The 25,223-nt window shown below is 70.4% G+C and carries 25 protein-coding genes; 16 read left to right on the top strand and 9 right to left on the bottom strand.

The genetic code is table 11. The annotated features are described in order from the left end of the window. Complete coding sequence (locus tag AS594_RS12875; RefSeq protein ID WP_069932955.1) at positions 1-651, top strand: OmpA family protein; 651 nt, start codon at positions 1-3, stop codon at positions 649-651. A gap of 134 nt (positions 652-785) precedes the next feature. Here the strand turns inward: AS594_RS12875 and AS594_RS12870 are convergent, their stop codons facing one another. Further along, positions 786-1,301, bottom strand: a complete 516-nt coding sequence (locus AS594_RS12870; protein ID WP_079148704.1) for a nuclear transport factor 2 family protein — start codon at positions 1,299-1,301, stop codon at positions 786-788. A gap of 101 nt (positions 1,302-1,402) precedes the next feature. Between AS594_RS12870 and AS594_RS12865 the strand changes: the two genes are divergently transcribed. Beyond that, a complete protein-coding gene (locus AS594_RS12865; RefSeq protein WP_069932956.1) occupies positions 1,403-1,993 on the top strand; it encodes a PadR family transcriptional regulator in 591 nt (196 codons plus the stop codon). Further along, on the top strand, positions 1,980-2,780 hold the full coding sequence (locus AS594_RS12860) for an SGNH/GDSL hydrolase family protein (protein ID WP_069932957.1): 801 nt from the start codon (positions 1,980-1,982) through the stop codon (positions 2,778-2,780). The genes AS594_RS12865 and AS594_RS12860 overlap by 14 nt, the downstream gene beginning before the upstream one ends. A gap of 957 nt (positions 2,781-3,737) precedes the next feature. Here the strand turns inward: AS594_RS12860 and AS594_RS12855 are convergent. After that, positions 3,738-4,673, bottom strand: a complete 936-nt coding sequence (locus tag AS594_RS12855) for a PDDEXK family nuclease (protein WP_079149152.1) — start codon at positions 4,671-4,673, stop codon at positions 3,738-3,740. Positions 4,674-4,964: 291 nt separating this feature from the next. Between AS594_RS12855 and AS594_RS12850 the strand changes: the two genes are divergently transcribed. From AS594_RS12850 to AS594_RS12840, 3 genes are all read left to right on the top strand, one after another. Further along, positions 4,965-5,717 (top strand): sensor domain-containing protein, encoded by a 753-nt coding sequence (locus tag AS594_RS12850; RefSeq protein ID WP_069932958.1) that lies wholly within the window; start codon positions 4,965-4,967, stop codon positions 5,715-5,717. Positions 5,718-5,805: 88 nt separating this feature from the next. After that, positions 5,806-7,521, top strand: coding sequence for a hypothetical protein (locus tag AS594_RS45395; protein ID WP_206281714.1), 1,716 nt, complete (start codon positions 5,806-5,808; stop codon positions 7,519-7,521). Between the two features lie 13 nt (positions 7,522-7,534). Beyond that, positions 7,535-7,912: a hypothetical protein gene (locus AS594_RS12840; RefSeq protein WP_141746848.1), complete on the top strand. Its 378-nt coding sequence runs from the start codon at positions 7,535-7,537 to the stop codon at positions 7,910-7,912. A gap of 127 nt (positions 7,913-8,039) precedes the next feature. Here the strand turns inward: AS594_RS12840 and AS594_RS12835 are convergent, their stop codons facing one another. Further along, on the bottom strand, positions 8,040-8,420 hold the full coding sequence (locus tag AS594_RS12835; RefSeq protein WP_069932961.1) for a DUF192 domain-containing protein: 381 nt from the start codon (positions 8,418-8,420) through the stop codon (positions 8,040-8,042). Positions 8,421-8,532: 112 nt separating this feature from the next. On the opposite strand from AS594_RS12835, the gene AS594_RS12830 reads away from it, so the two are divergent. From AS594_RS12830 to AS594_RS12820, 3 genes are all read left to right on the top strand, one after another. Then, the gene (locus AS594_RS12830) at positions 8,533-9,357 is read left to right on the top strand and encodes a prepilin peptidase (protein ID WP_069932962.1); all 825 of its coding nucleotides are present in this window, start codon (positions 8,533-8,535) and stop codon (positions 9,355-9,357) included. Positions 9,358-9,514: 157 nt separating this feature from the next. Continuing rightward, positions 9,515-10,633 carry a baeRF3 domain-containing protein gene (locus AS594_RS12825; RefSeq protein WP_069932963.1) on the top strand — a complete coding sequence of 373 codons (1,119 nt, stop codon included), beginning with the start codon at positions 9,515-9,517 and terminating at the stop codon, positions 10,631-10,633. A gap of 154 nt (positions 10,634-10,787) precedes the next feature. After that, positions 10,788-11,183, top strand: a complete 396-nt coding sequence (locus AS594_RS12820; RefSeq protein ID WP_420877781.1) for a winged helix-turn-helix transcriptional regulator — start codon at positions 10,788-10,790, stop codon at positions 11,181-11,183. Positions 11,184-11,469: 286 nt separating this feature from the next. On the opposite strand, the gene mgrA is transcribed toward AS594_RS12820, so the two are convergent. Continuing rightward, a complete protein-coding gene (gene mgrA, locus AS594_RS12815) occupies positions 11,470-12,507 on the bottom strand; it encodes an L-glyceraldehyde 3-phosphate reductase (protein ID WP_069935096.1) in 1,038 nt (345 codons plus the stop codon). Between the two features lie 166 nt (positions 12,508-12,673). Between mgrA and AS594_RS12810 the strand changes: the two genes are divergently transcribed. The 5 genes from AS594_RS12810 to AS594_RS12790 all read left to right on the top strand — a co-directional run bounded on the left by AS594_RS12810 (position 12,674) and on the right by AS594_RS12790 (position 18,419). Further along, complete coding sequence (locus AS594_RS12810) at positions 12,674-13,435, top strand: isoprenyl transferase (RefSeq protein WP_069927162.1); 762 nt, start codon at positions 12,674-12,676, stop codon at positions 13,433-13,435. Positions 13,436-13,752: 317 nt separating this feature from the next. Further along, on the top strand, positions 13,753-15,075 hold the full coding sequence (locus AS594_RS12805; protein ID WP_069927161.1) for a PhoH family protein: 1,323 nt from the start codon (positions 13,753-13,755) through the stop codon (positions 15,073-15,075). Between the two features lie 393 nt (positions 15,076-15,468). Next, positions 15,469-16,212: an aggregation-promoting factor C-terminal-like domain-containing protein gene (locus AS594_RS12800; RefSeq protein WP_069927160.1), complete on the top strand. Its 744-nt coding sequence runs from the start codon at positions 15,469-15,471 to the stop codon at positions 16,210-16,212. Positions 16,213-16,335: 123 nt separating this feature from the next. Then, positions 16,336-17,682: an AI-2E family transporter gene (locus tag AS594_RS12795; RefSeq protein WP_069935095.1), complete on the top strand. Its 1,347-nt coding sequence runs from the start codon at positions 16,336-16,338 to the stop codon at positions 17,680-17,682. Next, positions 17,679-18,419 carry a hypothetical protein gene (locus AS594_RS12790; protein WP_069935094.1) on the top strand — a complete coding sequence of 247 codons (741 nt, stop codon included), beginning with the start codon at positions 17,679-17,681 and terminating at the stop codon, positions 18,417-18,419. Before AS594_RS12795 ends, AS594_RS12790 begins: the two co-directional genes overlap by 4 nt. A gap of 69 nt (positions 18,420-18,488) precedes the next feature. Here AS594_RS12790 and AS594_RS12785 read toward each other — a convergent pair whose 3' ends face one another. Then, the gene (locus AS594_RS12785; RefSeq protein WP_069927157.1) at positions 18,489-19,022 is read right to left on the bottom strand and encodes an alkyl hydroperoxide reductase; all 534 of its coding nucleotides are present in this window, start codon (positions 19,020-19,022) and stop codon (positions 18,489-18,491) included. Positions 19,023-19,025: 3 nt separating this feature from the next. Continuing rightward, positions 19,026-19,580: a peroxiredoxin gene (locus AS594_RS12780; protein ID WP_028813086.1), complete on the bottom strand. Its 555-nt coding sequence runs from the start codon at positions 19,578-19,580 to the stop codon at positions 19,026-19,028. 132 nt (positions 19,581-19,712) lie between these two features. Here AS594_RS12780 and AS594_RS12775 point away from each other — a divergent pair, with 132 nt between their 5' ends. Beyond that, positions 19,713-20,696, top strand: coding sequence for a hydrogen peroxide-inducible genes activator (locus AS594_RS12775; protein ID WP_240508996.1), 984 nt, complete (start codon positions 19,713-19,715; stop codon positions 20,694-20,696). Between the two features lie 64 nt (positions 20,697-20,760). Here the strand turns inward: AS594_RS12775 and AS594_RS12770 are convergent, their stop codons facing one another. The 3 genes from AS594_RS12770 to AS594_RS12760 form a co-directional block, all read right to left on the bottom strand. Next, positions 20,761-21,285, bottom strand: coding sequence for a PadR family transcriptional regulator (locus tag AS594_RS12770; RefSeq protein ID WP_069927155.1), 525 nt, complete (start codon positions 21,283-21,285; stop codon positions 20,761-20,763). Positions 21,286-21,410: 125 nt separating this feature from the next. Next, positions 21,411-21,668, bottom strand: a complete 258-nt coding sequence (locus AS594_RS12765; RefSeq protein ID WP_069932967.1) for a type II toxin-antitoxin system antitoxin — start codon at positions 21,666-21,668, stop codon at positions 21,411-21,413. Next, entirely contained in the window at positions 21,665-22,627 is a 963-nt protein-coding gene (locus tag AS594_RS12760; protein WP_069927153.1) for an SPFH domain-containing protein, read from the bottom strand. The genes AS594_RS12765 and AS594_RS12760 overlap by 4 nt, the downstream gene beginning before the upstream one ends. A gap of 249 nt (positions 22,628-22,876) precedes the next feature. Here AS594_RS12760 and AS594_RS12755 point away from each other — a divergent pair, with 249 nt between their 5' ends. After that, positions 22,877-25,201, top strand: a complete 2,325-nt coding sequence (locus AS594_RS12755; RefSeq protein ID WP_069932968.1) for a transglycosylase domain-containing protein — start codon at positions 22,877-22,879, stop codon at positions 25,199-25,201. Positions 25,202-25,223 lie beyond the last annotated feature (22 nt).

Genomic DNA, 25,223 nt, shown 5'->3' with positions numbered 1-25,223 from the left:
ATGTCACACACATTCTCGCCCAGTCAGTCCGCCTGCCGGGCTTCGCTAACGCTGGCAGCGGCGTTGCTGGTCACCGGCCTCGTCGCCACGAGTGCTCACTCCGAGCCGTCACCAAGCGCACCACCCGGCAGCACCACCACGTCGCCGCCCCCCGATGTCGACCCCAACTCGCCGGGGCTAAAGCTGGGTGACGGGGCGACACTCGCGCCCGCCCGCGTCATCGACATCAAGTCCGTCGTCGAAGACCTCGGGGGCGAGGAGCGGCGCGAGGACACGAACTCCGACGTCAAGTTCGCGCTTCAGGCCGAGGTGCTCTTCGGCAAGGACAGTGCAAAGCTCAACTTGGAAGCCGCGTCCCGCATCAAGGCCATCGCCGAAGAGATCCTCGCCCAGAAGGCCACCAAGATCCGCGTCTTCGGCTTCACCGATGACCTCGGCTCGTACGAGCACGGCAAGGTCCTGTCCAAGAAGCGCGCGGACGCCGTGCAGCAGGAGCTGAACAAGTCACTCGACTCCAGCGTCACTTTCGAGATCCGCGGATACAGCGAGGACTACCCGATTGCCGACAACGACTCGGAAGAAGGCCGTAAGAAGAACCGCCGCGTCGAGGTCTCGTTCCCGCGTGGCGAAGTCTCCGGTAGCCAGAGCTGAAGCCCGCGTTCGTTTGGCGGGCCGTCCGTGTGTACGTCCGCCCGGCCGTATGCCATCCGTCCGGCCGGGTCTCAGGGCACTCGACCCCCTGTGACCCGGCCGCCCAAGCTGCCGTGCGTCCTTAGCTCGTCCGCTCAGTTCTCGGCGGGCCCCGGAGCGAGGCCGTCGGCCACCAGGCCGGCCAGTACCGCCTCGCCCAGTGCGTGTACCGCCGACTGCGGGCGCACCATCACCGTGAACTCCTTGATCAGCCCGGCCTCGTCGAAGTGCAGCAGGTCGATGCCGTGGATCGCCTTCCCGTTCACCGTGCTGCGGAAGGCCAGGACCGCCGAGGGGGCCTCGCTGCCGTCGGCGCTGGTTTCCGCCGTGCCGTCGTACTCGCCGACGTAACGGAAGTCCTCGAAAGTGCGCAGTAGGACGCCGAAGAGCCCCATCACCATCGGTTTGCCCTCGAACGGCCGGAACTTCACCGGGCTGTAGAGGCGGACGTCCTCCGCGAACAGTCCCTCCAGCGCGGCCAGGTCTTCCTTCTCCACGGCTGCCCGGAAGCGCTGGGCGGTGGCGGTGGCGGTGGCGGTGGCGGTGGCGGTGGGTGCAGTGAGGTTGGTGGGTTCGGTGGGTTTGGTGGTTCCGGCAGTCTCGGTCTTCATGGGGCGATCCTCTCCATGGCTATACTCATCAATCTGACTAGTCACTTTCTTGACTATGATGGTGAGGGAACATACGACGAAAAGGAAGGGGGACCGCGTCGATGGCTTTGCGACACGCCGTACTGGCCGCGCTGCTGGAAGGTGACGGCAGCGGCAGTGGCGGCGAATACAGCGGGTACCAGTTGGCCAAGGCGTTCGACATCGGCGTCGCGAACTTCTGGCATGCCCTCCCCCAGCAGCTCTACGCCGAGCTGACCAAGCTGGAGAAGGAGGGCCTGGTCGCAGGCCGGCAAGTCGTCCAGGAGACGCGTCCGAACAAGCGCCTCTTCCGCGTCACCGAAGCCGGTCTCGCCGAGCTCGAAGCCTTCGCCGCCACACCGTCGAAGCCCTCCTTCATTCGCGACGACCTGCTGGTCAAAGTGCAGGCCGCCGACTGTGTCGACACCGGCCCGTTGATCGAACAGCTGGAGGAGCGGGCATCGGTCGCCGAGGCCAAGATCGAGCTGTTCGGCAAGCTGCTCCGCAAGATGCGCGGCGAGCTGGACGAAGCGGAATTCCTGCGCCGGGGCGAACGCATCGGCCCGTACCTCACCTGCCTGCGCGGCCTGGCGCTGGAGCAGGAGAACAAGGAGTGGGGGCTGCGGGTCGCGGCCGTCCTGCGCGAGAGGCGGGCGGTCCATGCCGAGCGGTGAGAGCGTGACGTACGAGCGTTACGTCGCCCTGGGGGACAGCCAGACCGAGGGCCTGGGTGACGGCGACGACGTCACGGGGCTGAAGGGCTGGGCCGACCGCCTCGCCGAACACCTCGCGGCCGCGAACCCCCGGCTCCAGTACGCCAACCTGGCTGTACGCGGACGCCTCGCCGGCCAGGTCCGCGCCGAGCAGCTCGCGCCGGCCGTGGCTCTGCGCCCCGACCTCGCGACCGTCGTCGCCGGGGTCAACGACCTGATGCGGCCGAAGTTCGACACTGCGGAAGTGGTCGGACACCTTGAGGCGATGTTCGCCGCCCTCACCGAAACGGGGACCCGGGTCGTGACGGTCACGTTCCCCGACATCGGGAAGGTCGCGCCGCTCGCACGGCCGTTGCGGCCGCGCATGTACGCCCTCAACGCGGCCATCCGCGAGGCCGCCGCCCGCCACGGTGCTGTGGTCGTCGAAATCGCTGAGCACCCCTTCGCCGTCGACCCGCGCGTCTGGACAGCGGATCGGCTCCACCTGAGTCCCCTCGGCCACGAACGCTTCGCGTCCGCCGCGGCCCACAGCCTCGGGCTCCCCGGCGCCGACGCCGCCTGGGCGCACCCGCTGCCGTTGCCTACGGAGCCCGCCTTCGCCGGTTTGCGGGCTGCTCGTGCCGAACTCCACTGGGTCGCCGCCCACCTGGGCCCCTGGATCGGCCGACGCTTGCGCGGCCGGTCCTCCGGTGACGGGCGTACGGCGAAGCGGCCGCAGCTGGCGGCTGTGACCGCGCCGCCCGGGTGAGGTGAGGTGGGGTGAGGTGAGGTGGGGTGAGGTGGGGTGGGGTGGGGTGGGGTGGGGTGGGAGGCGCGGTCGGCCCACTCGCCGTCGAGTTCCAAGGCGGCGACCGGCGTACCGACTGCCGGGCCGGTTCCGTGGGCGTCGGCTCGTTCCACGACACCGGCCGCATTCCCACCGCACCGGCCGGCCAGTGGACAGGCGGCGGGTGGTGGTGAGCGGGGGCTTCGACGGGCCTGGGGCGTTGGTTGCTTCTGGCGTGGGGGCCGCCTTGACCAAGGTTGGCGTCGGAGGCCCGGCCCTCAAGGGCGCTCCTGCGTCGCGTCGCCTACGGCGATTGCGCTTCGCTCCACCCTTGACCGCCGAACCTCCGCCGCAATGCTTCTGGGGGGCGGCCCCCGGGGGAGCCCACGGGAACGGCTCGGGGAGTGGCCGCGCTCTCGTTGCCGGGCGGCGGGATCGGTGAGTGGGGCGCGGTCGGTTTTGGGGTGGCTCGGCCCCTGGCTCAGCGGGTGCGGCGACGGCCGTTGGTTGGCCGTCCCCATCCCACGCACAGCACACCCCGGCCCGACAGGTGGCCGACCGCTCGGGCGACCTGCGGACCCATGACAATGCGGACCGGGCGCGACAGGGTTGCCGTGATCGCCGGGACGGCGGTGCGGTTCGATGCTCCCGCGACGGCGGCCTGTTCGGCCGTACCACTCGCACCAGCCACACCCGTCACACCGGCTCGTCGTCCCGGCGCTGTCATGCCGCCGGTCGGAAGGAAACGCTCCCGTGAGGGCTGGAAGCGATACGACTGTGACGGATGTGGCTGGAGAGGGGCTGGGAAGCGTCAAGTTCCGGGTTAGTCGCGTTTTCCCCCTCCGAAGCGGGCTTCGCAGCCGGCGCGCGGCACAACCACCGCCACTGCGTGGGGCACATGAGCGGGGTGTTTACTGGAAGGCGTCAATCGGTTCCGGCTCATCCTCTGGCGAGCGTCAGCGCCCTGCGGATGTCCTCGATCATCGCCTCCGGACGGCGGTAGACGTCCATTGCCGTGAAGCGCAGCGTTCTTCGGATCAGTTGGCACAGGGCGAGGTCGTTGAAGCGGCGGACGTCTCTGTCGTGGGCGGCCCGGTCGCCGTGGTACGCGTATCCCTCGATCTCGACGGCCACGCCCTCCGCCCGGAACAGGAAGTCCACCGAAAGCCGCCTGCCGCCCAAGGGCCTGACCTGGGCCTGCGGCTCGGGGTGCAAGCCCGCTTCGTGTATGTGCAGGCGGGCCACCGTCTCGGCGGGCGAACCACTCCGCCTGTCCGCGAGCCCGAGCCGGGCACGCCCCGTACGCAGCCCGCGCCGGGGACCGGCCTCCAGAGCCGCAGCGATCGCTCCCAGGTGCGTGAAGGCTGGACGGCTCACCCCCGGATCGGTCCCCGGCGGGCGGATCGACACCGCTGACTCGACAGCGACCAGTGCCTCTTCCCGAGAGCTCGACCGCAGCAGATCCGCAAGCGTGCGGGTGACCGTGGTGACGCGAATGCCGGAGACGTACGCCGTAGCTCCCTCGGGCAAAGCCGCCCGGTGGACGCGGGAACGCGGCGGCAACGCGACCGACGTGTTCGCGGCGGTCGTGAGCTCCAGTCCCGGCTCCTCGGTACTCCCGCTCAGCAGCAACTCGATCCCGTGCACCCACGCCGCCGTCCGGTGGCTCGCGACCAGTCGCGGGTGCGCGAGTTGGAGCGCCCGCAACCGCACCGTCCTGTCGACCACCAGACCGGGCTCCGCCCAGCTGCCGTGCCGGACCTGGGTCCAGCCGTCCCGTTTCAGGGCGCGATGGAGACGGGCCGGTGTCCAGCCCATGTCCGTGGCCTGGCGGGTCAGCAGAACGCCGCGCTGGCGACGGGCCAGTGCGGTCAATGCGATCAGAGTGGCTGAGGTGGTTGGAGTAGTCAGTGTGGCTAACGCTGTCGGTGGCGTCGGTGGCGTCGGTGGCGTCAGGAGTGCCAGTGGTGTCGTTGCGTTCAGCGAGACCGGTTCCCCCGTGGTGCTCGTCATGCATCGAGGGTCCCAAGCCACCCCACGCGCCCGCGACCCCTGTGGACAACTCGCGTTCCGCACAGGCACCGTGGGCCCCTGGGCCCAGGTGCGGGAGCCGGATCGTTGTTACCGTGCGTGTGTCCGGAGTCGTACGTACGGGAGCGGTGAGACGTGAAGGCTCGTTCGGCTCGGCGGGCGGCGACCGCCGCCACAGCAGCGGCAGTCCTGTGCCTCACGGCCGCGTGCGGCGGGGCGTCCAGCGGCGACGCTGCCGCCGATGACCAGGCGGGCAAGGAGAAGCCCGCCGTCTCCTCCGCAGGCGGCGAGTCCGTCAGGAGTACCGGTGAGACCCTCAGCGAGGGTGAGTTGAAGAGAGTCGCCCTCGCGAGCGGCGACGTACCCGGCTTCGCCGTCGCTCCGATGGCGGGCGGCGGCGAGACCGGTAGCGAGCGCGCCGAGCAGCCCGAGTGCCAGGCGCTCGCCGACGTCATCAACGGCGCCCCCCAGCCCAGCCCGTCCGCCACCGTCCTGCGCACGCTCATGGACGAGTCGGAGGAGGACAGGGACGATCAGACGGTAGTCACCGAGATCCTCACCTCGTACCCGCGCGCCACCGGCGCGGCGCAGGTCCTCCGAGGCGTCAGCAAGGCCGTCGGGGCGTGCGCCGGCGGTTTCAGGACCACGGGTGGCGACGGCCCCTCGACGTACACCCGGGTGGAGCGACTGCCCGCACCCGAGGCCGGGCAGGAAGCCCTCGCCTACCAGGTCACCGGCTCCTTCGAGGGCACCAAGGTGCCGCTCGTCTTCCAGCTCGTACGGTCCGGATCGACGGTCGTCATCTTCTACGCCGCCAACTTCGTCGACGCCGGGACGCCCGAGATTCCCGCCCGGCTCGCCACGGCCCAGGCAGCCAAACTGCCCTGAGCCCGCCCCACCGGCTCCGGCGCGATTGAGCCCGGGTTGGGCCCGTGGGCCCATGCCCCGCGCACGGGTGTTCCGTACGGTCACCGGCATGGCACTCCACCTCCGGCGGGTCCGCGGCAGTCGTCAACCACGTACCGGAGCACGCCTGTTGGGGCTGCGCAAAGCGCAGTCGGGGCAGACGACGCTGGAGTACGCCGGACTCGTGCTGGTGGTCGCCGCCATCATCGCCACGCTGGTCGCCACCGGTCTCGGGCAGACGATCTCCCAGCAGGTGGGCGCGGCGGTGTGCCGGGTCACCGGAGGCGGCGACTGCGGGGGCCCGGGCGGGGACGGCGCCGCCGGCGACCGCCGGACGGGCGACGACGCACGTGGGCGGGACGACGCGCGTGGGCGTGGCGACGGTGACGGGCAGGGCGAGGGGAGTGGGCGAGGCCGTGACGAGACGGCCGTGTCCGACGGCGACGGTACGAAGTCGCCCGAGCGGCTCGCGTACGAGAAGGCACTCAAGGAGCTCCAGGACGCCAAGGACGCCGAGCGGAGCGACACCGCGAAAGCCGAACGGGCGGCAAAGGAACTCGGCAGAATCCTGGCCGAGGAACTCGGCATCACCGACGCCGTCGACTGCGTCACCAAAGGCAACGCCGCAGCCTGCACGGACACCCTCATCAACGTCCTGACCAGCCTGGTCGGCGGCGCCGTCGGCAAGCTCGCGGCGAAATACGGCGCGCCGTGGAAGTGGAAGAAGGCCGCCGAGCTCGTACGGACGCTGAAGAAGCACGGCGACGATCTGTACGAGGGCCTCACCGGCCTGGTCAAGAACCGCAAGCGCGTCAAGGACGCCCAGGACGCACTCGACGACGCGCGGCGCAAGCTCGACGGGAAGGAACCCGGGAAGCCGGACCAGCCCGCCAAGCGGCCCATCACCTGCGCCGCCGCGCACAGTTTCCCGCCCGGTACTCCGGTGCTCCTCGCCGACGGCACCCGTATCCCCATCGAGAGCGTCCGTGCCGGCGACCGTGTCACCGTGACGGAGCCCGTCAGCGGGGTGACAACCAGCCGCCGCGTCACGAACACGATCACTACGTACGACGACAAGCACTTCACCCGCCTGACCGTCCGGACGGCGGCCGGACTCCGTACCGTCACCGCCACCGACACCCATCCCTTCTGGCTGAGCGGCGGCGGTGCCCACGGCGCGCACGGTGCCCACGGCGCGCACGGCGCGCACGGCGCGCACGGCGCGGACCGTTGGGCCGACGCCGGTGACATCAGGCCGGGCGCGAGCCTCCGCGCCCCCGACGGCGCGGCCCTGCCCGTCGTCGCTGTCGCCCACCACACCCGGCGGCAGACGACGCACGACCTCACCGTCGCGGGAATCCACACGTATTACGTCGGTGTCGGCGGCCAGAACGCGCTCGTCCACAACAACGACTGCGTGGACAAGGAACTCCTCGACGAGATGAAAGAGACGGGCGTCAAGTTCGACCCGGAGAAGGTCATCAGGGCCGAGCGCAACGCGGAGGGGAAGATCGTGTTCCTGGAGGAGGGCAACTCGCGGGCGGGCCTCAAGCACATCATCGAAGAGCACGCAGACGACTTCGAGCGCAGCGGAATCGCCCGTGAGGACATTCCCGACCTGGTGATGCAGGCTGCGACCAAGGGCAAGAAGGTCGGCACGCAGGGCAAGGGGGACGGTCGGCCGGTCTACGAGGTCGAGTTCAAGGGACAGAAGCGAAGGGTGGCGGTGACGGTGGGGAACAACGGGTTCGTCGTGGGCGCCAACCCCAAGAGTGCGGGGCAGTGAGATGGGTGAAGGTGTGAGTGCAGCGGGTGGAGTGGGCGCAGCAGGTGGGGCGCGGGGCGTACGTCAGGTGCGGCTCGCCGCCGACTACGACTGCCACCCCGTGTGGGTGCGCGGCAGCGACGGCGTCAGCGACAACGTCGCGCCCGGCGAACTGCCGGTCGACCGGAACCTCGCGCAGGAGCTGGAGCGCTGGGGCGACGCGTACGACGCCACCCTCGACCGCGACGACCCCATGGCGTCCGGCTTCCCGGACCCACGCGACGAGGCGGCCTTCGCCGAGCGCGGCGCCGGGCTGGCACGCGAGCTGGCGCGGCAACTGGGGGAGGCATGGCGGGTGACGTATTACGACCCCCGGCTCGCCGAGGACGTCCCGTACGGGCCGGAGGAGTAGGGGCGCTGAACGGGGGTGGAGTTGCTGCGGTTGCGGGCGGCCCGGCTTCCCTCCCGCTGGAGTAGCGGCGTACGGGCCGGGACCGTGGCGCAGTGAACCCGGAACCGCCCGGGGGGACGGGAGGTCCTCAGGTCCGCTCGCCCGCCCGCACCCGCAGCACGGCCCCCGCCCGTACCCCCCACCCCTCCATCGCGCCCGCCTCCGCTTCCAGCACGTGCCGGGCCCGCAACCGGGGCAGGCCCAGCCGGCCCGGGGGCATCGTCCGTACGGTGATCACGCGCAAGCCCCTGTCCAGGTACGCCACATCGATCGCGAAGCGCATCCCGAACGTGTGCACGCTGCTCGCCGGGGTCAGCAGCAGTGCGCCGGTGATTCCGTCCCGGCCCAGGAGCCCCCGCGTACGCGCCCGCGTGGACACCGCGATCTCGACCGGTACGGGCGGCCGTGCGGGGCCGGGCCGGCCGCCCTCCACGGTCAGCGTCCCCGGCCCGTCCGCCCATCGCCCCATGCCGCTCATGCCCCCGAACGGTAGTCCCGTCCCGCCGTGCTGGGCCCACCCCCGGACGTCTCTGGGCCCACGGGCCCATGACCCGGCCCCCGCGCCGCCCTAGGCTCCTCACGTGTACGTCACGCTGATCGCGGCCGCCGCCCTCTGGGGCGCCCTCACCGGACTGCTCGTGCCCCGCGCCGCCTACCGGCTCGCCGTCGAGCCCGAGGAGGGCTGGCGCGCGGCGTGCCCGGCCGGGCATCCGTTCACCGGGCCCGCGCGCGGCTGGCTCGGCACCGCGCGGTGTGCCCGGTGCGCGGCGGCGGTGGGGGCGGCCGCTCCGGTACGTACTCCCGACGGCGCAGCGGAAGACGCCGGCGCGCCGGACCTCCCGTCCGACGGCGCGCCGTACCCGCGCGCCGTCGTTCCCGCCGTCCTCACCGCCCTCGCCTGCGCCCTGCTCGCGGCCGGCACCGGGGGCAGGCCCGAGCTGGGTGTGTGGCTGCTGCTGGCACCGTTCGGGGTGCTGCTGGCCGTCGTTGACCTGCGCGTGCACCGGCTGCCCGACGTACTGACCCTGCCGCTCGCCGCCGCGGCCGCCCTCCTGCTCGGACTGGCCGCGCTGCTGCCGGGCGACGGCGGGTCGTGGCCCGGTGCGCTGCTCGGCGGCGCCGCTCTCGGCGGCGGCTACTTCGTCCTCTTCCTGATCAACCCCAACGGCATGGGCTTCGGCGACGTCAAACTGGCCGTCGCCCTGGGGACCGCCCTCGGCTGGTACGGCTGGCCCGTGTTCTTCGCCGGGGCTTTCGCCGGGTTCCTGCTCGGTGCGGTGTACGGCGCCGGGCTGGTGATCCTGCGGCGCGCCGGGCGCAGGACCGCGATCCCGTTCGGCCCCTTCATGATCACCGGGACGCTGGCCGGGCTGCTGCTGGGCGGACTCGCGGCTTCTGCCGCCTGACAGCGCCGAGAGCGCGCGCCATCCGCGCAATCGTGAGAAGTTGCCATGAGACGCACGTATCGGATGTACCGCACGTAACTCACGCACGTACGGACGGGCGGCACGGGAAGCCGCCTGCCCGCGATCCACAGCCGCAGCCGCAGCCAGGAGTGCCCGAATGACGCAGCCGACCCGCCCCACCCCGGAACTGCTCGCCGAACTGCGCAAGCCCCGCCCGTACCCGGCGGTGTCGGTCACACTGCCCACGCACCGGCACTGGCCGGAGAGCCAGCAGGACGACATCCGCCTGCGCAACCTGCTCACCGAGGCCGAGAAGCGCCTCGCCGACGACCCGGAGGTCTCGAAGGCGCAGGCTGCCGCGGTGACGCAGCACCTGACCGCCGCGGCCGACGCGCTCGATCCGGAGTACTTCGGTGACGGCCTGATCGTCTACGCCTCGCCCGAGGAGCACCGCAGCTTCCTCGTCGGCGGGTCCGTGCCCGAGCGCATCGTGATCAATACGACGTACCTCACCCGCAACCTGGTCGCCCTGGAGGCGCGGGAGCGGCCGTACCTGGTCCTCGTGCTCAGTACGGGCGAGGTGCGGCTGTGGCGCGGGCAGGGCGATCAGGTGGCCGAGGACCAGAAGTCCGGCTTCCCGGTCATCTCGTCGGGCGCCGAGCGCGACAAGGCGCCCAGCCGGGACGGGGGCCAGTGGACCACCCAGGACTTCCGGAACATGCTCATGGAAGCCGACAGGAAGCTCACCGCGGTGCTCCAGGCGAGCCCGCTGCCGGTCATCCTTGTCGGCCTCAGCAAGCACATCTCGGTCTACCGCGAGGTCACCCACCACGGGCAGGCGCTCGCCGCCGAGCTGGAGGTGGGCGGGCTGGCGAACACCACGCCGGCGGAGATGTCGGCCCAGCTGGCCCCCGCCCGCCGGGCCCTCGCCGAGGCCGACACGGAGCGTGGGATGCGCGGACTCGACGAGGCCCGCAGCGGCAAGCGCTACTCCGCGGGCGTACAGGACGTGTGGCAGGCGGCGGGTGAGGGCCGGGTGGCGCTGCTCGTGGTCGAGGAGAGCCTGCGGGTCACGGCCCGGCCCGACACGGTGGAGGGCGCGGAACGGGCGACCCTCACGCTGCTGGAGCCGGAGGAGGCGGGCGTGCCGGGCGCGGAGGAGGACATCATCGACTCGCTGGTGGAGACGGTGCTGTCGGCGGACGGCGAGGTCATCTTCGTGCCGGACGACTCGCTGGCCGACGCGCACAGGGTCGCGGCGGCACTCCGCTACTGAGCCCGCCGGCCCGGCCGCTGTACGGCCCGCCGCCGCGGGGACCCCGGTCCCCGCGGCGGCGGCGACGCGCCCGGCCCCGGCGCCGCCTCCGGCCGCCCCGCGCCCCGGCTCACGGAGTGACCCTGCTGCGCCGACGCCGGCTCCCGTATGGTCGATGACCGTCAGTGACAGTCCGTACGGAGCAATGGAGTTGGCCGTGGCCAAGGACACCGGGCCCTACATCTGCGGCCTCGACGCCGCGATGGACGTGGTGGGCGGCAAGTGGAAGGCGCTGATCCTCTGGGCACTGGACGACGGGGGAACGCTCCGCTTCGGCCGGCTGAGGCGCCAGGTGCCCGGGGTCAGCGAGAAGATGCTGATTCAGCAGCTGCGCGAGCTGGAGGCGGACGGCATCGTTCACCGCGAGGTGTACCGGGAGGTCCCGCCCCGCGTCGAGTACTCGCTCACGGAGATGGGGCAGGGGCTCAACGCGGCCCTCGCACCGCTCGGCGCGTGGGCGAACGAGCACATGGAACAGATCCTGAGCGCCAAGCAGCGCGACGTCGCGTAAGCGGAGCGTCAAGTCCGCTCCTCGCGCCCGATTAGCCCGTGAGGGGGACGGGCGGCGGGCCGCAGAAGCGTATTTTCCCTAGTGCCGACTGGCCTCAGGGCCCGCTCGCAGGCGCGCCGGGAAAAATCCTGGGCGACTTTCGGCACGGCGCGGGCGCGAGCACCCTTTACGAAGGGTTATGGTGGAAACCCCCCCTCGGGCCGGTCCGTATCCCCCCACGGACCGGCCCGTTTTTTGTGCGCGGGGCCCGGCCGTCACACACGGACCACCCGTCGCACCGGCGCCGTCAGCCCCGCCCGGCCCAGATGTTCGTGCCCTCGGTGTCGACCGCGAAGGTGTCGATCTCCTTCAGCTCTTCGTCGGACAGGGCGGGCCCGTTGAGCGCCGCGACGTTCTCCTCCAGCTGCCGCACGCTCGACGCGCCGATCAGCGCCGACGTCATGCGCGGGTCGCGCAGCACCCACGCGATCGCCAGCTGGGCCAGCGACTGGCCGCGCCGCTGCGCGATGTCGTTCAGGCCGTTGAGGCGGCGTACCACCTCGTCCGACAGCAGACCGGGGTCGAGCGACTTGCCCTGGGTGGCGCGCGAGCCCTCCGGGATGCCGTTCAGGTACTTGCCGGTGAGCAGCCCCTGCGCGAGCGGTACGAAGGAGATGCAGCCCATGCCGGCCTCCTCCAGGGTGTCCAGCAGGCCGTCTTCCTCCGTCCACCGGTTGATCATCGAGTACGACGGCTGGTGGATCAGCGCGGGTACGCCCATGTCCCGCAGCAGCCCGGCCGCCTCCGCCGTCTGCTCGGCGTTGTACGACGACACGCCGGCGTATAGCGCCTTCCCCTGGCGCACCGCCGTGGCCAGCGCGCCCATCGTCTCCTCGAGCGGGGTCTCCGGGTCGAAGCGGTGCGAGTAGAAGATGTCGACGTAGTCCAGACCCATCCGGGTCAGCGAGGCGTCGAGCGACGACAGCAGGTACTTGCGCGATCCCCACTCGCCGTACGGACCGGGGTGCATCAGATAGCCGGCCTTCGTGGAGATGACCAGTTCGTCGCGGTAGGGGGCGAAGTCCTGCGCGAAGATCTTCCCGAAGTTCAGCTCGGCGGAGCCGGCCGGCGGGCCGTAGTTGTTGGCCAGGTCGAAGTGCGTCACGCCGAGGTCGAACGCGCGGCGCAGGATCGCGCGCTGCGTGTCCAGCGCGCGGTCGTCGCCGAAGTTGTGCCACAGGCCGAGCGAAAGGGCGGGCAGCTTGAGCCCGCTGCGGCCGGTGCGCCGGTACTCCATGGAGTCGTAGCGGTCACCGGCGGGGAGGTACGAAGGGGAATTATTCACATTCCCCTCCTTATCACGGACTTGTGACAGACCGGGTTGGGCCGCCGAGACGCCCGCGCAGTAGTGTGGCCGCTTCGGGACCGCACGTGCCCGGCTGGGGGAGCCGCGCGTGCCGGATGGTCCCAGGGACGTACCGAACCCGCACGACGCCATGAGGTGAGACCCAGTGAACCTGCGCGACCTGGTGTACAGGCTCTACGCACGCCGGGTGGAAGGCCGCCTCGATCACGACCAGGTGCCCAAGCACATCGGCGTGATCCTCGACGGCAACCGGCGCTGGGCCAAGGCCTCCGGCGGCACCACCGAGCAGGGCCACAAGGCGGGCGCCAGCAAGATCCAGGAGCTGCTCGGCTGGTGTGCCGAGACGGACGTCGAGGTCGTCACGCTCTGGATGCTGTCCACCGAGAACCTGGACCGCGCGGAAGCCGAGCTGACGCCGCTGCTCGGCATCATCGAGGGCGCGGTGCGTGACCTCGCCGCCGACGGCCGCTGGCGCGTGCACCATGTCGGGACGCTGGACGTGCTGCCCGCCCGTACCCAGTCGGTGCTCAAGGAGGCCGAGCAGGCCACGGTCGGCAACGAGGGAATACTCGTCAACGTCGCCGTGGGCTACGGCGGCCGCCAGGAGATCGCGGACGCGGTGCGCTCGCTGCTGCTGGAGCACGCGCGGAAGGGCACCTCCCTGGAGGAGGTCGCCGAGATCGTCGACGTCGAACACATCTCCGAGCACCTCTACACGCGCGGCCAGCCGGACCCGGACCTCGTCATCCGTACCAGCGGTGAGCAGCGGCTCTCGGGCTTCATGCTCTGGCAGAGCGCCCACTCGGAGTACTACTTCTGCGAAGTCTTCTGGCCGGCCTTCCGCAAGGTCGACTTCCTGCGCGCCCTGCGCGACTACGCCGCTCGCCACCGGCGTTACGGGTCCTGACCCACCCCCCGCACCGGCATCCGGAGGGTTACGGGCAGTTCTCGGCTCAACGACATGTCATATGCCATGGCATGACGGCAGGTGTTCGAGGGAATACCCCTTCCAGGTCGACGCCCGGTCCACGGACGTCGTATCTCAGTGAGCGGCAAGTCCGCTCGCCCGGGAGGCCCTTTGCACCAGGACGACCACGCCCAGGGCGTGGACGAAGCGGAGGGCCGGAGCTCGGCCCGCGCATCGTGGCCCGAGCCCGGTCCCACCGCTCGCGACGCCGTCGCACCCCGACCTCATGCGGGTTCAAAAAGGGGGTTCGTCCTTCCGTGGTGACCAGCACAAAGCGCCGCATGCCAGACAGGCGCACCTACGTTCTCGACACCAGCGTCCTGCTGGCCGACCCGAACGCCATGTCCCGCTTCGACGAGCACGAAGTAGTGCTTCCGATCGTCGTGGTCACGGAGTTGGAGGCCAAGAGGCACCATCCGGAACTCGGCTACTTCGCCCGTCAGGCCCTGCGCCTGCTCGACGACTGCCGGATCAGGTACGGACGCCTCGACGCCCCCATCCCGATGGGCGACCTGGGCGGAACGCTCCGTGTCGAGCTCAACCACTCCGATCCCGGCGTGCTTCCGGCCGGCTATCGATTGGGGGACAACGACTCACGGATCCTGGCGGTGGCACGCAACCTCCAGGCCGAGGGGTTCGACGTAACCGTCGTGTCGAAAGACCTGCCGCTGAGGATCAAGGCGTCCTCGGTCGGCCTGCTCGCCGAGGAGTACCGCGCCGAGCTCGCCATCACCGACTCCGGCTGGACCGGGATGGCGGAACTGCCCCTGACGGCGGAGCAGGTGGATCTGCTCTACACCGAGGAGACGGTGTACGAACCGGCCGCCGCGGACCTTCCCGTACATACGGGTCTGGTGATCCAGTCCGAGCGCGGCAAGGCGCTGGGCCGGGTCACCGCCGAGGGGATGGTCAGGCTCGTACGCGGCGACCGGGAGGCGTTCGGCATCCACGGCCGCAGCGCCGAACAGCGGATAGCGCTCGACCTGCTCCTCGACCCGGACGTCGGGATCGTCTCGATGGGCGGCCGGGCCGGTACCGGAAAGTCGGCACTGGCGCTCTGCGCGGGCCTGGAGGCCGTGCTGGAGCGCCGGCAGCACAAGAAGGTGATGGTCTTCCGGCCGCTGTACGCGGTGGGCGGCCAGGAGCTCGGCTACCTGCCGGGTTCCGAGTCCGAGAAGATGAGCCCCTGGGCGCAGGCGGTCTTCGACACGCTGTCGGCCGTGGCCGGGCGCGAGGTGATCGAGGAAGTGCTGGGGCGCGGCATGCTCGAAGTGCTGCCGCTCACGCACATCCGGGGCCGCTCGCTGCACGACGCGTTCGTGATCGTGGACGAGGCCCAGTCACTGGAACGGAACGTCCTGTTGACCGTTCTGTCCCGGATCGGGGCGAATTCGCGGGTGGTGCTGACCCACGATGTCGCCCAGCGCGACAATCTGCGGGTCGGCCGGTACGACGGAGTGGTCGCCGTCGTCGAGAAGTTGAAGGGGCATCCGCTCTTCGCCCACGTCACCCTCACCCGCTCGGAGCGCTCGCAGATCGCCGCGCTGGTGACCGAAATGCTGGAGGACGTACACCTCTGATCCCATAAGAGGGAAAAGGCAGTTGGCGCCGCCCGGCGGAACCCAGGATCCTAGCCGGGCGGCGTCGTGCTGCGCTCAAGTTTCCGTAAAACTCCTGGCACAAACGGCGTGTGAGCTTTCACACGCAACAGAGAATTGCTTCCCGGCGTCCGCTTCCGGCAGAGTCTTGCTTCCGTCAGGCCCCGCATACGGCACACCCGCATCTTCAGGGATGCAGCACCACACAACTCAACAGCCGTCGCCGTATGCCGCCCGAGTCACACGCGGCGCTCCTGAACAAGGAGTTGCCCACCGGGTCCGCGCCTCCACTGCCCAGCGATGGGGGAGGCCAGTGCCAGGGGCACGATTGCGTCCGCGAGGTCACCCGAGCGGGCACTGCTGGAAGGAAACCGTGTGAGCCGGATTTCGGTCCGGGGATTCGCCGTGGCTTCGGCTACCGCGGTCACCACTGTCGGCGCCGTTGTGGGCGTCGCCTCGGGCGACACTCAGCCCTCGAACGACAACTTCGAGGCGACCGCAGCCGACACGACGCTCCTCGCAGACATCCCTGCCGGCCAGCAGGCCCAGGTACAGACCGCGTCCCTGACGCAGCAGGCCGACGCACAGGCCTTCGCCGCCGACGTGACCGCGAAGAAGTCCGCGGAGGAAGCGGCCCGTCTTCAGGCCGCCAAGGACGCGAAGTCCAAGAAGGAAGCCGCCGAGGCGGAGGCCAAGGCAGAAGCGGAAGCCGAAGCCAAGGCGAAGGCCGAAGCCGACGCCAAGGAGCGCGAGAAGGAGGAGCTGGCCACCGCCGCGAGCCGCTCCGCGACGCGTGACGCGTCCAGCTTCGCCACGCAGGGCTCCTACACCGTCGCCGAGGTCCAGGCCATGGCGCGGCAGATGGTCCCCGGCGACCAGTTCCAGTGCTTCAGCAACATCGTGAACCACGAGTCCACGTGGAACTACCGGGCGAGCAACCCCTCGTCGGGTGCCTACGGCCTCGTGCAGGCGCTTCCCGCCTCCAAGATGTCGTCCGCGGGCGCCGACTGGCAGACCAACCCGGCCACCCAGATCAAGTGGGGCCTGAACTACATGGACGAGCGCTACGGCAGCCCGTGCGGCGCCTGGTCGTTCTGGCAGGCCAATCACTGGTACTAGGACCCAGTGACCGTTCAACCTCGCGGAGCCCCTCACCGTCTACGGTGAGGGGCTCCGCGCGTGTACCGTCGGGGTCCGATGCCTCCCCGGGGGGAGCGAGCGACGGGGAGAAGAGAGAACCACATGTCAACACAGCCACAGCCAGGGCCGGGATGGCTCAGCCGTACGGGCGCCAAGCTCACCCGGATGGGAGAGCTGCTGAACGAGCGCCGCGCCGCGGCCGAGGCGGAATCCGCCGACTCCGCCCCGGGCGGGACGTCGTACGGGCCGGGCGTCGAGGGCGAGGGCGTCGACCACGTCCCCGCGCCGCCCGCCTACGCGCCCGCCGTCCCGGCCAGGCCCGACCCCGTCGCCGCCGTCCCGTGGGGGATGCGCGTCGCGGCGGAGGCCGGCTGGCGGCTGCTCGTACTGGCGGGCACCCTCTGGGTGCTGATGAAGGTCATCAGCGCCGTACAGCTGGTGGTCCTCGCCTTCGTCGCGGCCCTGCTCGTCACCGCGATGCTCCAGCCCACCGTCGCCCGCCTGCGCCGGGTGGGACTGCCGCGCGGCCTCGCCACCGCCGTCACGGCGGTCCTCGGCTTCGTCGTCATGGGGCTGGTCGGCTGGTTCGTGGTGTGGCAGGTCATGGAGAACCTCGACAACCTCTCCGACCGCCTCAAGGACGGCATCGAGGAGCTCAAGCGCTGGCTGCTCAACAGCCCGTTCCATGTCACCGAGGACCAGATCAACGACGTCGCGAAGAACCTGAGCGACGCGGTCGGCACCAACACCGAGGAGATCACCTCGGCGGGCCTCCAGGGCGTCACCGTGATGGTCGAGTTCCTCACCGGCATGCTGCTCGCCATGTTCTCGACGCTCTTCCTGCTGTACGACGGGAAGCGCATCTGGGAGTGGACGCTCAGGCTGGTGCCCGCGCAGGCCCGGCCCGGCGTCGCGGGCGCCGGGCCGCGCGCGTGGCGCACGCTCACCGCGTACGTGCGGGGCACGGTGATCGTCGCGCTGATCGACGCGATCTTCATCGGCCTCGGCATCTGGTTCCTCGACGTACCGATGGCCGTGCCGCTCGCCGTCTTCATCTTCCTGTTCGCCTTCATCCCGCTCGTCGGCGCGGTCATGTCGGGCGCCCTGGCGGTGGTCGTGGCGCTGGTGACCCAGGGCGTGTTCACGGCGCTGATGGTGCTGGTCGTCGTACTGGCCGTACAGCAGATCGAGGGCCATGTGCTCCAACCGTTCATCCTCGGCCGCGCGGTGCGGGTGCACCCGCTGGCCGTCGTCCTCGCGGTGGCGGCGGGTGGCCTGGTCGCCGGTATCGGCGGTGCGGTGGTGGCGGTGCCGCTGGTGGCGGTGACCAATACCGTGGTCGGTTACCTGCGGGCCTACAGCATGGAGGCGGCGCTGCACGCGGCGCCGGTTCCCCGGACGGCTGCGGCGCCGGCCGATGCGGGCGAGAAGGCGGCGGTACCGGAATGATCTCCGAACCGGAGATGGTGGGGGACTTTCCGGACTGGCCCGAGCCCGGGACCGCGACGAGCGAGGACCGCCCCGCCACGCCGCGCGGCCGCAGGCCGTGGCTGTGGGCGGCAGGCGGCGCGGTGGCCGCCTCGGCGGTGTGGGCGGGCGGGCTGTACGCGACGGGGACCCAGCCCGTGGTCGACACGCGGGGCTTCCGGGTGGGGGACGGGCTGTGCGAGAAGGCGGAGCTGAACGCGCTGCGGCTGAGCCTCGGGAAGAGAACGGGCGACCCCATCGAAGCGGTGGTCGAGCACAGCGCCCTCGACAGGGTGACCTGCGACCTGAGCTTCGTGCCGGACGTGAAGCCGCGCGAAGGCGAGTTCAGGGCGAGTTACGAGGTGCAGATCATCGCTCATCTGCACAAGAAGGCCGACCCGGAGGCGGAGTTCGAAGCATTCGCCCGTCAGCCCCGCTGGGGCGACGGCGCGCCTGCCAGGCTGGAGGCCGTGGACGGCCTCGGTGAGAAGGCGTTCCTCATTCCGCCGCCCGCCGAGTGGGAAGGCCCGCGACTGGTGGTCCTCGACGGCGGAGCGGTGCTGGAACTCGGCATCACTCCCGGTTACGAGTCCTACTACGAGGGCGAGGGCGAGGGCGAGGGCGAGTTCGAAGAGCCGCCGCCGGAGCCGGACACGTCCGCGCTTCCGCCCCTGATGGTCGAGGACCTGCGGGACCTCATGGCCGCGCTCCGGAGCTGACGTACGTACCAACGGAGAAGGGCCCCGCGGACGCGATGTCCGCGGGGCCCTTCCCGTACGTACTGCTGACTACTCGGCCATGAGGGCTTCGGAGTCGATCGTGACGCCGACGGCCTGGATCACCGAGGCGATCTTGATCGCTTCCTGGATCGTCTCGCGCTCGACGCCGGCCTTGCGCAGGACCTGCTCGTGCGAGTCGAGGCACTGGCCGCAGCCGTTGATCGCGGAGACCGCGAGCGACCACAGCTCGAAGTCGACCTTCTCCACGCCGGGGTTGCCGATGACGTTCATCCGCAGGCCGGCGCGCAGCGTCCCGTACTCCGGGTCGGAGAGCAGGTGGCGCGTGCGGTAGAAGACGTTGTTCATCGCCATGATCGCGGCGGCGGACTTGGCGGCCTGGTACGCCTCGGGCTTGAGGTTGGCCTTGGCCTCCGGCTCCAGCTCACGCAGCACCTTCGGCGAGCGCGAGGCGATCGCGCAGGCCAGGACCGTGCCCCACAGCTGCTGCTGCGGGAGGTCGCTGTTGCCGATGACCGAGCCGAGGTTCAGGCGCAGGTCCTTGGCGTAGTCCGGTACGGCGGACTTCAGCTCGTCGAGGGCCATGGGTCACTCACCGGCCAGCAGGGCGACCGGGTCGAGGGTGTTCTCGCCCTTGGTCCAGTTGCAGGGGCACAGCTCGTCGGTCTGGAGCGCGTCGAGGACCCGGAGGACCTCCTTGGGGTTACGGCCCACGGAACCGGCGGTCACCATCGTGAACTGGATCTCGTTGTTCGGGTCGACGATGAAGACGGCGCGCTGCGCGAAGCCGTCCTCGCCCTCGATGCCGAGGTCACGCATGAGCTCGTGCTTCGAGTCGGCCAGCATCGGGAACGGCAGGTCGGTCAGGTCCGGGTGGTCCTTGCGCCAGGCGTGGTGCACGAACTCCGAGTCACCGGAGAAGCCGAGGATCTGCGCGTCGCGGTCGGCGAACTCGTCGTTCAGCTTGCCGAAGGCGGCGATCTCGGTGGGGCAGACGAAGGTGAAGTCCTTGGGCCACGCGAAGACGACGCGCCACTTGCCCTCGTAGGACTTGTGGTTGATCTGCTCGAACTCCTTGCCGGTCTCCAGGGAGACACAGGCAGTGAGGTCGTACGTGGGGAACTGGTCACCAACAGTGAGCACGCGCGCTCCTTGCAGAGAGGGAAATCCCGATTCAGGGGTTTCCTGGGGGTTGGACGGATCCCCACAGTGACACAGGAAGCATTGATCGCAGAAATAGCTAGACTGGCTTGATCCGATCGGAGGTGGTTATCAGTGGCCAGTAGTAATGGAAACGGCGTGGGGGCCGTGGGCGGCGCCAGGGCCAAGCAGCCCAGCCTCTCGCAGCTGCGCGCGTTCGCCGCCGTGGCGGAGTACCTGCACTTCAGGGACGCGGCCGCCGCGATCGGCATGAGCCAGCCGGCGCTGTCGGGGGCGGTCTCGGCGCTGGAGGACGCGCTCGGAGTGCAGCTCGTCGAGCGTACGACGCGCAAGGTGCTGCTGTCTCCGGCGGGGGAGCGGCTGGCGGTGCGCGCGCGGGCCGTGCTGGAGGCGGTGGGCGAGCTGATGGAGGAGGCGGAGGCGGTACGGGCGCCCTTCACCGGGGTGCTCAGGCTCGGGGTGATCCCGACGGTGGCGCCGTATCTGCTGCCGACGGTGCTCACGCTCGTACACGAGCGGTATCCGGACCTGGACCTCCAGGTGCACGAGGAGCAGACGTCGTCGCTGCTGGAGGGGCTGGCGGCGGGGCGGCTCGACCTGCTCCTGCTCGCGGTCCCGCTGGGCGTGCCGGGAGTGGCCGAACTGCCGCTCTTCGACGAGGACTTCGTGCTGGTCACGCCGCGCGAGCACTGGCTGGGCGGGCGCGAGGACATTCCGCGCGAGGCGCTCAAGGAACTGCACCTGCTGCTGCTCGACGAGGGGCACTGCCTGCGGGACCAGGCGCTCGACATCTGCCGGGAGGCGGGGCGTACGGAAGGCGCGCCGGTCACGACGACGGCCGCCGGGCTCTCCACGCTGGTGCAGCTGGTCGCGGGCGGGCTGGGCGTGACGCTGCTGCCGCGCACGGCGGTGCGGGTGGAGACGGACCGCAACGACCGGCTGGTGACGGGGTACTTCGCCGACCCCGCGCCGTCGCGCCGGGTCGCCCTGGCCATGCGGACGGGGGCGGCGCGCCAGAGCGAGTTCGAGACGTTCGCCCAGGCTCTGCGGGAGGCGATGAGGCGGCTGCCGGTGCGGGTCGTGGCAGAGGCGGGGTGAGCCGGCCGGGGGCCGGTCCCGTACGCCTAGGGCCTGTGGGCGACCGGCAGGGAGCCGGCGGGAGTCATCCGCGTACCTCGGCGGCGAGCTTGTCGAGTCGCGCGGCGGCGAGTTCCAGCCAGCGCAGGTCGGCTTCGAGATGGAAGAGGGCGTGGTCGCAGATGAGCTGGTCGGTGAGATCGCCCCGGCGCTTGCGCTCGGTGAGGTCGCGCATCATCCGCAGGTGCTCGGCGCGCTGTACGTCGAGGAGGCCGGCGGCGCTGCGTCCGGTGAGGAGGGCGAGGACGACCTTGGTGTAGAGCGTCGACCGGAGGTAGGGCTCGGGCTTCTCGGGCTGGGCCAGCCACCGCTCGACATCGGTGATGCCCGCTTCGGTGATGGCGTAGCGCTTGCGCTCGGGGCCGCCTTCGGACTCCACGCCGTCGACTTCGACGAGCCCGTTCTTGAGCAGTCGGGACATGGTCGAGTAGACCTGGCCGTAGTGCAGGGGGCGGTCGTGGCCGAACCTGTCGTCGAAGGCCCGCTTGAGGTCGTAGCCGTGGCGGGGACCGGTTTCCAGGAGCCCGAGCAGGGTGTGGCCGATGGACATGCGCTGCACGATACCCAGTGCGTATACATGGCGTGCATAGTCGAGGTGGCCCCCGGAGGGCGGAATCCGGGTCGGAGCCCCGGTTCGGGAAGGGGCGGGCAGGGAACACCCCCGCCGGCCCCGGCCTACTCCTCCCGGGGTTCCTGACCCGCGTCCCGTGTTTTGGGGGGCCGCCCCCGCCGGGGGATCGGCCCGGCGCCGCCCGGAAGGCGGCCGGACTCCGACAGCGCGCGCCGCAGCAGGAACTCGATCTGCGCGTTGGCGCTGCGCAGCTCGTCCGACGCCCACCGGGCCAGCGCGTCGTACACGGCCGGGTCCAGCCGCAGCAGCACCTGCTTCCGCTGCTGCTGCGGCTGCTTCCGTCGCGGGGCCTCGTCCGTCACTGGTAGAGCGTGCCGGTGTTGAGGACCGGCTGCGCGGCCCGGTCGCCGCACAGCACCACCATGAGGTTGCTCACCATCGCCGCCCGGCGCTCGGAGTCCATTTCGACGATGTCGTGCTCGGTGATCCGGTCGAGGGCCATCTCGACCATCCCCACCGCGCCCTCGACGATCAGCTTGCGCGCCGCGACGACCGCCCCGGCCTGCTGCCGCTGGAGCATCGCGGAGGCGATCTCGGGTGCGTACGCGAGGTGGGTGAAGCGGGACTCGATGATGTGGACGCCGGCCGCCTCGACCCGCGCGTGCAGTTCGACCGCGAGCTTCTCGGTGATCTCCTCGGCGTTGCCGCGCAGCGACAGGCCGCCCTCGTCGTGTGCGTCGTACGGGTACTCGATCGCGATGTGCCGTACGGCGGCCTCCGTCTGCGTGGCGACGAACTCCAGGAAGTCGTCGACCTCGAACGTCGCCTGGGCGGTGTCCTCCACCTTCCAGACCACCACCGCGGCGAGCTCGATCGGGTTGCCGTAGGCGTCGTTGACCTTCAGGACCGCCGTCTCGTGGTTCCTGATCCGGGTCGAGATCTTCGAGCGGGTGGTCAGCGGGTTGACCCAGCGCAGTCCGTCGGTGCGGATGGTGCCCCGGTAGCGCCCGAAGAGCTGGACGACGCGTGCCTCGCCCGGCGCGACCATGTTGAGGCCGCACATCGCGAGGAAGGCCGCGAAGGCGACCAGTATGCCCGCGATGATCAGTGCGGCCTTCGGGCCCGTCGAGTCGAACGTGGCGCCGGCGGCGATGAGACCCGCCCCCGCGAGCAGGCCGAGCAGGCCGAGGAGCAGAGCGAGGCCGCCGCCGATGCTGTGCGCCGCCCTCTCGCGGACGCGTGGCGCGGGCATGTCGGGCAGGTCGGCGGGTGCGGACGGGGCGGGTGCGGACGTGCTGGTCGCGGGTTCGGTGGCGGGCATGGTGGTCCCCCGGTTTCGTGCGGTGATCGTCGGTTCGGCTGGTCTATCAAAGTGATATCACTTTTTTGAGGACCATAAACCCGTGCGGCGGCCTTCGCAACCCTGGAGGCCCCTCAGGAGTCGGTTCCAGAGAGACGGGTGCTGATTGTCACGTACGGAAAAGACAGGATCGGCAGTCCTTTGTCCGCAGGTGCGGTGTTAGCTTCTTGAGCTGACATCCGGGGGCTCGATGAGCGGAGTTACGGAGTAATGGGCCGAGCAGAAGCGCGACAGAACGCGAAGCGCGGTGCGCGCCGGGCGAAGAAGGCGGGTGGCATACGCCGCTTCTTCACCTGGAAGAAGATGCTGGGTACCTTCTTCGGGCTTTGCCTGCTCCTCATGGGCGTCTTCGTGGCGCTGTACATATGGGTGCCCGTACCGGCGGCCAACGCCGAGGCCAAGCTCCAGAGCAACGTCTACAAGTACAGCAGCGGCAAGATCATGGCCCGGTCCGGCAAGGTCAACCGCGAGATACTTCCGCTCGCCAAGATCCCCAAGGACGTACAGACCGCCTTCGTCGCCGCCGAGAACCAGAACTTCTACAAGGACTCCGGCGTCGACTTCAAGGGCACCGCCCGCGGCCTGCTCAACACCCTCACGGGCAAGGGCAAGCAGGGCGGCTCGACCATCACCCAGCAGTACGTCAAGAACTACTACCTGACCCAGGACCAGACGGTCACCCGCAAGCTCAGGGAGCTTGTGATCTCCATCAAGGTGGACCGGAAGTACAAGAAGCCGGACATCCTGGCCGGGTATCTCAACACCAGCTACTTCGGACGGGGCGCGTACGGCATCCAGGCCGCGGCCCAGGCGTACTACAGCGTCGACGCCGAGAAGCTGTCCGTCGAGCAGGGCGCTTACCTCGCGGCGCTCCTCCAGGCCCCCAGCCAGTACGACTGGGCGGTGGCGAGCCCCACCAGCAAGAAGCTGGTCACGGCGCGCTGGAACTACGTCCTCGACAACATGATCGAGATGAACGAGCTGGACCGGTCCGCGCGCGACGCCATGAAGTTCCCCATACCGCGCGACCCCAAGGGCGCCGCCGGTATGGAGGGCCAGACCGGTTACCTGGTCGACGCCGCGAAGGCCGAGCTGCGGAAACAGGGCGTCAGCGAGGCCGAGTTCGACGCGGGCGGATGGACGATCACGCTCAACGTCGACGAGAAGCGCCAGAAGGCGCTGGAGAAGGCGGTCGAACGGCAGCTGGAGTCCAAGCTCGACCGCAAGAAGAACAAGGTCGACGCCACACTCCAGGCCGGTGCTACCTCGGTGGACCCGAAGACCGGCAAGATCGTCGCGATGTACGGAGGCGTGGACGCCACCAAGCACTACTTCAACAACGCCACGCGGTCCGACTACCAGCCGGCCTCCACGTTCAAGCCCGTCGTCCTCGCCGCCGCCCTGGAGAGCAACTCCAAGACGCAGAGCGGCATCCCGATCACGCCCAGCACCATCTACGACGGCACGAGCAGACGCCCCGTGAAGGGCAGCACCACCCCCTTCGCCCCGCAGAACGACCTGGGCAAGAGCTACGGACAGATCTCGGTCCAGCAGGCCATGCAGAACTCGGTCAACTCCGTCTTCGCGCAGATGCTCGTGGACGTCGGCGCCCCGCGCGTCAAGGAGACCGCGCTCGACATGGGCATGGAGGACAAGGGCGGCTTCGACGAGCGTCCCGCCATGTCCCTCGGCGTGATGGGCGCCAGCACGATGGACATGGCGAGCGTCTACGCGACGCTCGACAACCACGGCAAGAAGGTCACGCCGACCATCGTGAAGTCCGCCGAGCACAAGGACCGCCCGGGCGGCCGCGTCGAGATGCCCGAGCCGGCCGAAGAGCGGGTCCTCGACCGTTCGACGGCGGACAGCGTGACCAAGGTGCTCACCGGAGTGGTGGAGAGCGGTACGGGTGCCCGGGCCGCCAGCCCCAACTACAACGCGGCCGGCAAGACCGGTACGTCGGAGAAGAACCGGTCGGCCTGGTTCGTGGGCTACACCCCGGAACTCTCCACCGCCGTAGCCCTCTTCGGTGAGTCCACGAAGCCGGGCGGCGGGCAGGTCTCCCTGACCGGTACGGCCAACGCGGGCCGGGCCAGCGGAGGCGGCTTCCCCGCCAGTATCTGGGGGGACTACACCCTCGGCGCCCTCGGCGGCGGCTCCGACGCCGACTTCGACCTGGAGATCGACCCGGACGACGCCTACGTGCCCCCGCCGAGCGACACCCCCGACCCGACCGTCACCCCGAGCAAGCCCTCGGCGACGCCGTCCAGCACACCGCCGACGACGCCGTCCAGCACGCCCTCCACGACGCCGTCCAGCACACCGCCGACGTCGCCGTCCAGCACGCCCTCCACCTCGCCGCCGCCCATCACGATCGGCCCGCCGGACCCCGGCGGTGACAACGAAGGCTCCGACGGCGGGGCGGACGGCGGCGCGGACGGGGGAGCCGACGGCGGCGCGGACGGCGGCGCGGACGGGGGAGGCGACGGAGACGCCCGAGGCCCCAACGGCGACTTCGTACCGCCCAGGCCCTGACGGACACACGCGCGGGAGAAGT

This window comes from Streptomyces agglomeratus, assembly GCF_001746415.1.
Lineage (GTDB): Bacteria > Actinomycetota > Actinomycetes > Streptomycetales > Streptomycetaceae > Streptomyces > Streptomyces agglomeratus.
This window is presented reverse-complemented; position numbering and strand designations above follow the sequence as displayed.

Coding starts and splice junctions, on each gene's coding strand:
- AS594_RS12760 (WP_069927153.1), bottom strand. CDS start 22,627: ATGCCCGCCACCGAACCCGCGACCAGCACGTCCGCACCCGCCCCGTCC.
- AS594_RS12870 (WP_079148704.1), bottom strand. CDS start 1,301: ATGAAGACCGAGACTGCCGGAACCACCAAACCCACCGAACCCACCAAC.
- AS594_RS12865 (WP_069932956.1), top strand. CDS start 1,403: ATGGCTTTGCGACACGCCGTACTGGCCGCGCTGCTGGAAGGTGACGGC.
- AS594_RS45395 (WP_206281714.1), top strand. CDS start 5,806: ATGGCACTCCACCTCCGGCGGGTCCGCGGCAGTCGTCAACCACGTACC.
- AS594_RS12770 (WP_069927155.1), bottom strand. CDS start 21,285: ATGTCCATCGGCCACACCCTGCTCGGGCTCCTGGAAACCGGTCCCCGC.
- AS594_RS12825 (WP_069932963.1), top strand. CDS start 9,515: ATGACGCAGCCGACCCGCCCCACCCCGGAACTGCTCGCCGAACTGCGC.
- AS594_RS12875 (WP_069932955.1), top strand. CDS start 1: ATGTCACACACATTCTCGCCCAGTCAGTCCGCCTGCCGGGCTTCGCTA.
- AS594_RS12820 (WP_420877781.1), top strand. CDS start 10,788: ATGACCGTCAGTGACAGTCCGTACGGAGCAATGGAGTTGGCCGTGGCC.
- AS594_RS12755 (WP_069932968.1), top strand. CDS start 22,877: ATGGGCCGAGCAGAAGCGCGACAGAACGCGAAGCGCGGTGCGCGCCGG.
- AS594_RS12860 (WP_069932957.1), top strand. CDS start 1,980: ATGCCGAGCGGTGAGAGCGTGACGTACGAGCGTTACGTCGCCCTGGGG.
- AS594_RS12795 (WP_069935095.1), top strand. CDS start 16,336: ATGTCAACACAGCCACAGCCAGGGCCGGGATGGCTCAGCCGTACGGGC.
- AS594_RS12790 (WP_069935094.1), top strand. CDS start 17,679: ATGATCTCCGAACCGGAGATGGTGGGGGACTTTCCGGACTGGCCCGAG.
- AS594_RS12785 (WP_069927157.1), bottom strand. CDS start 19,022: ATGGCCCTCGACGAGCTGAAGTCCGCCGTACCGGACTACGCCAAGGAC.
- AS594_RS12835 (WP_069932961.1), bottom strand. CDS start 8,420: ATGGGGCGATGGGCGGACGGGCCGGGGACGCTGACCGTGGAGGGCGGC.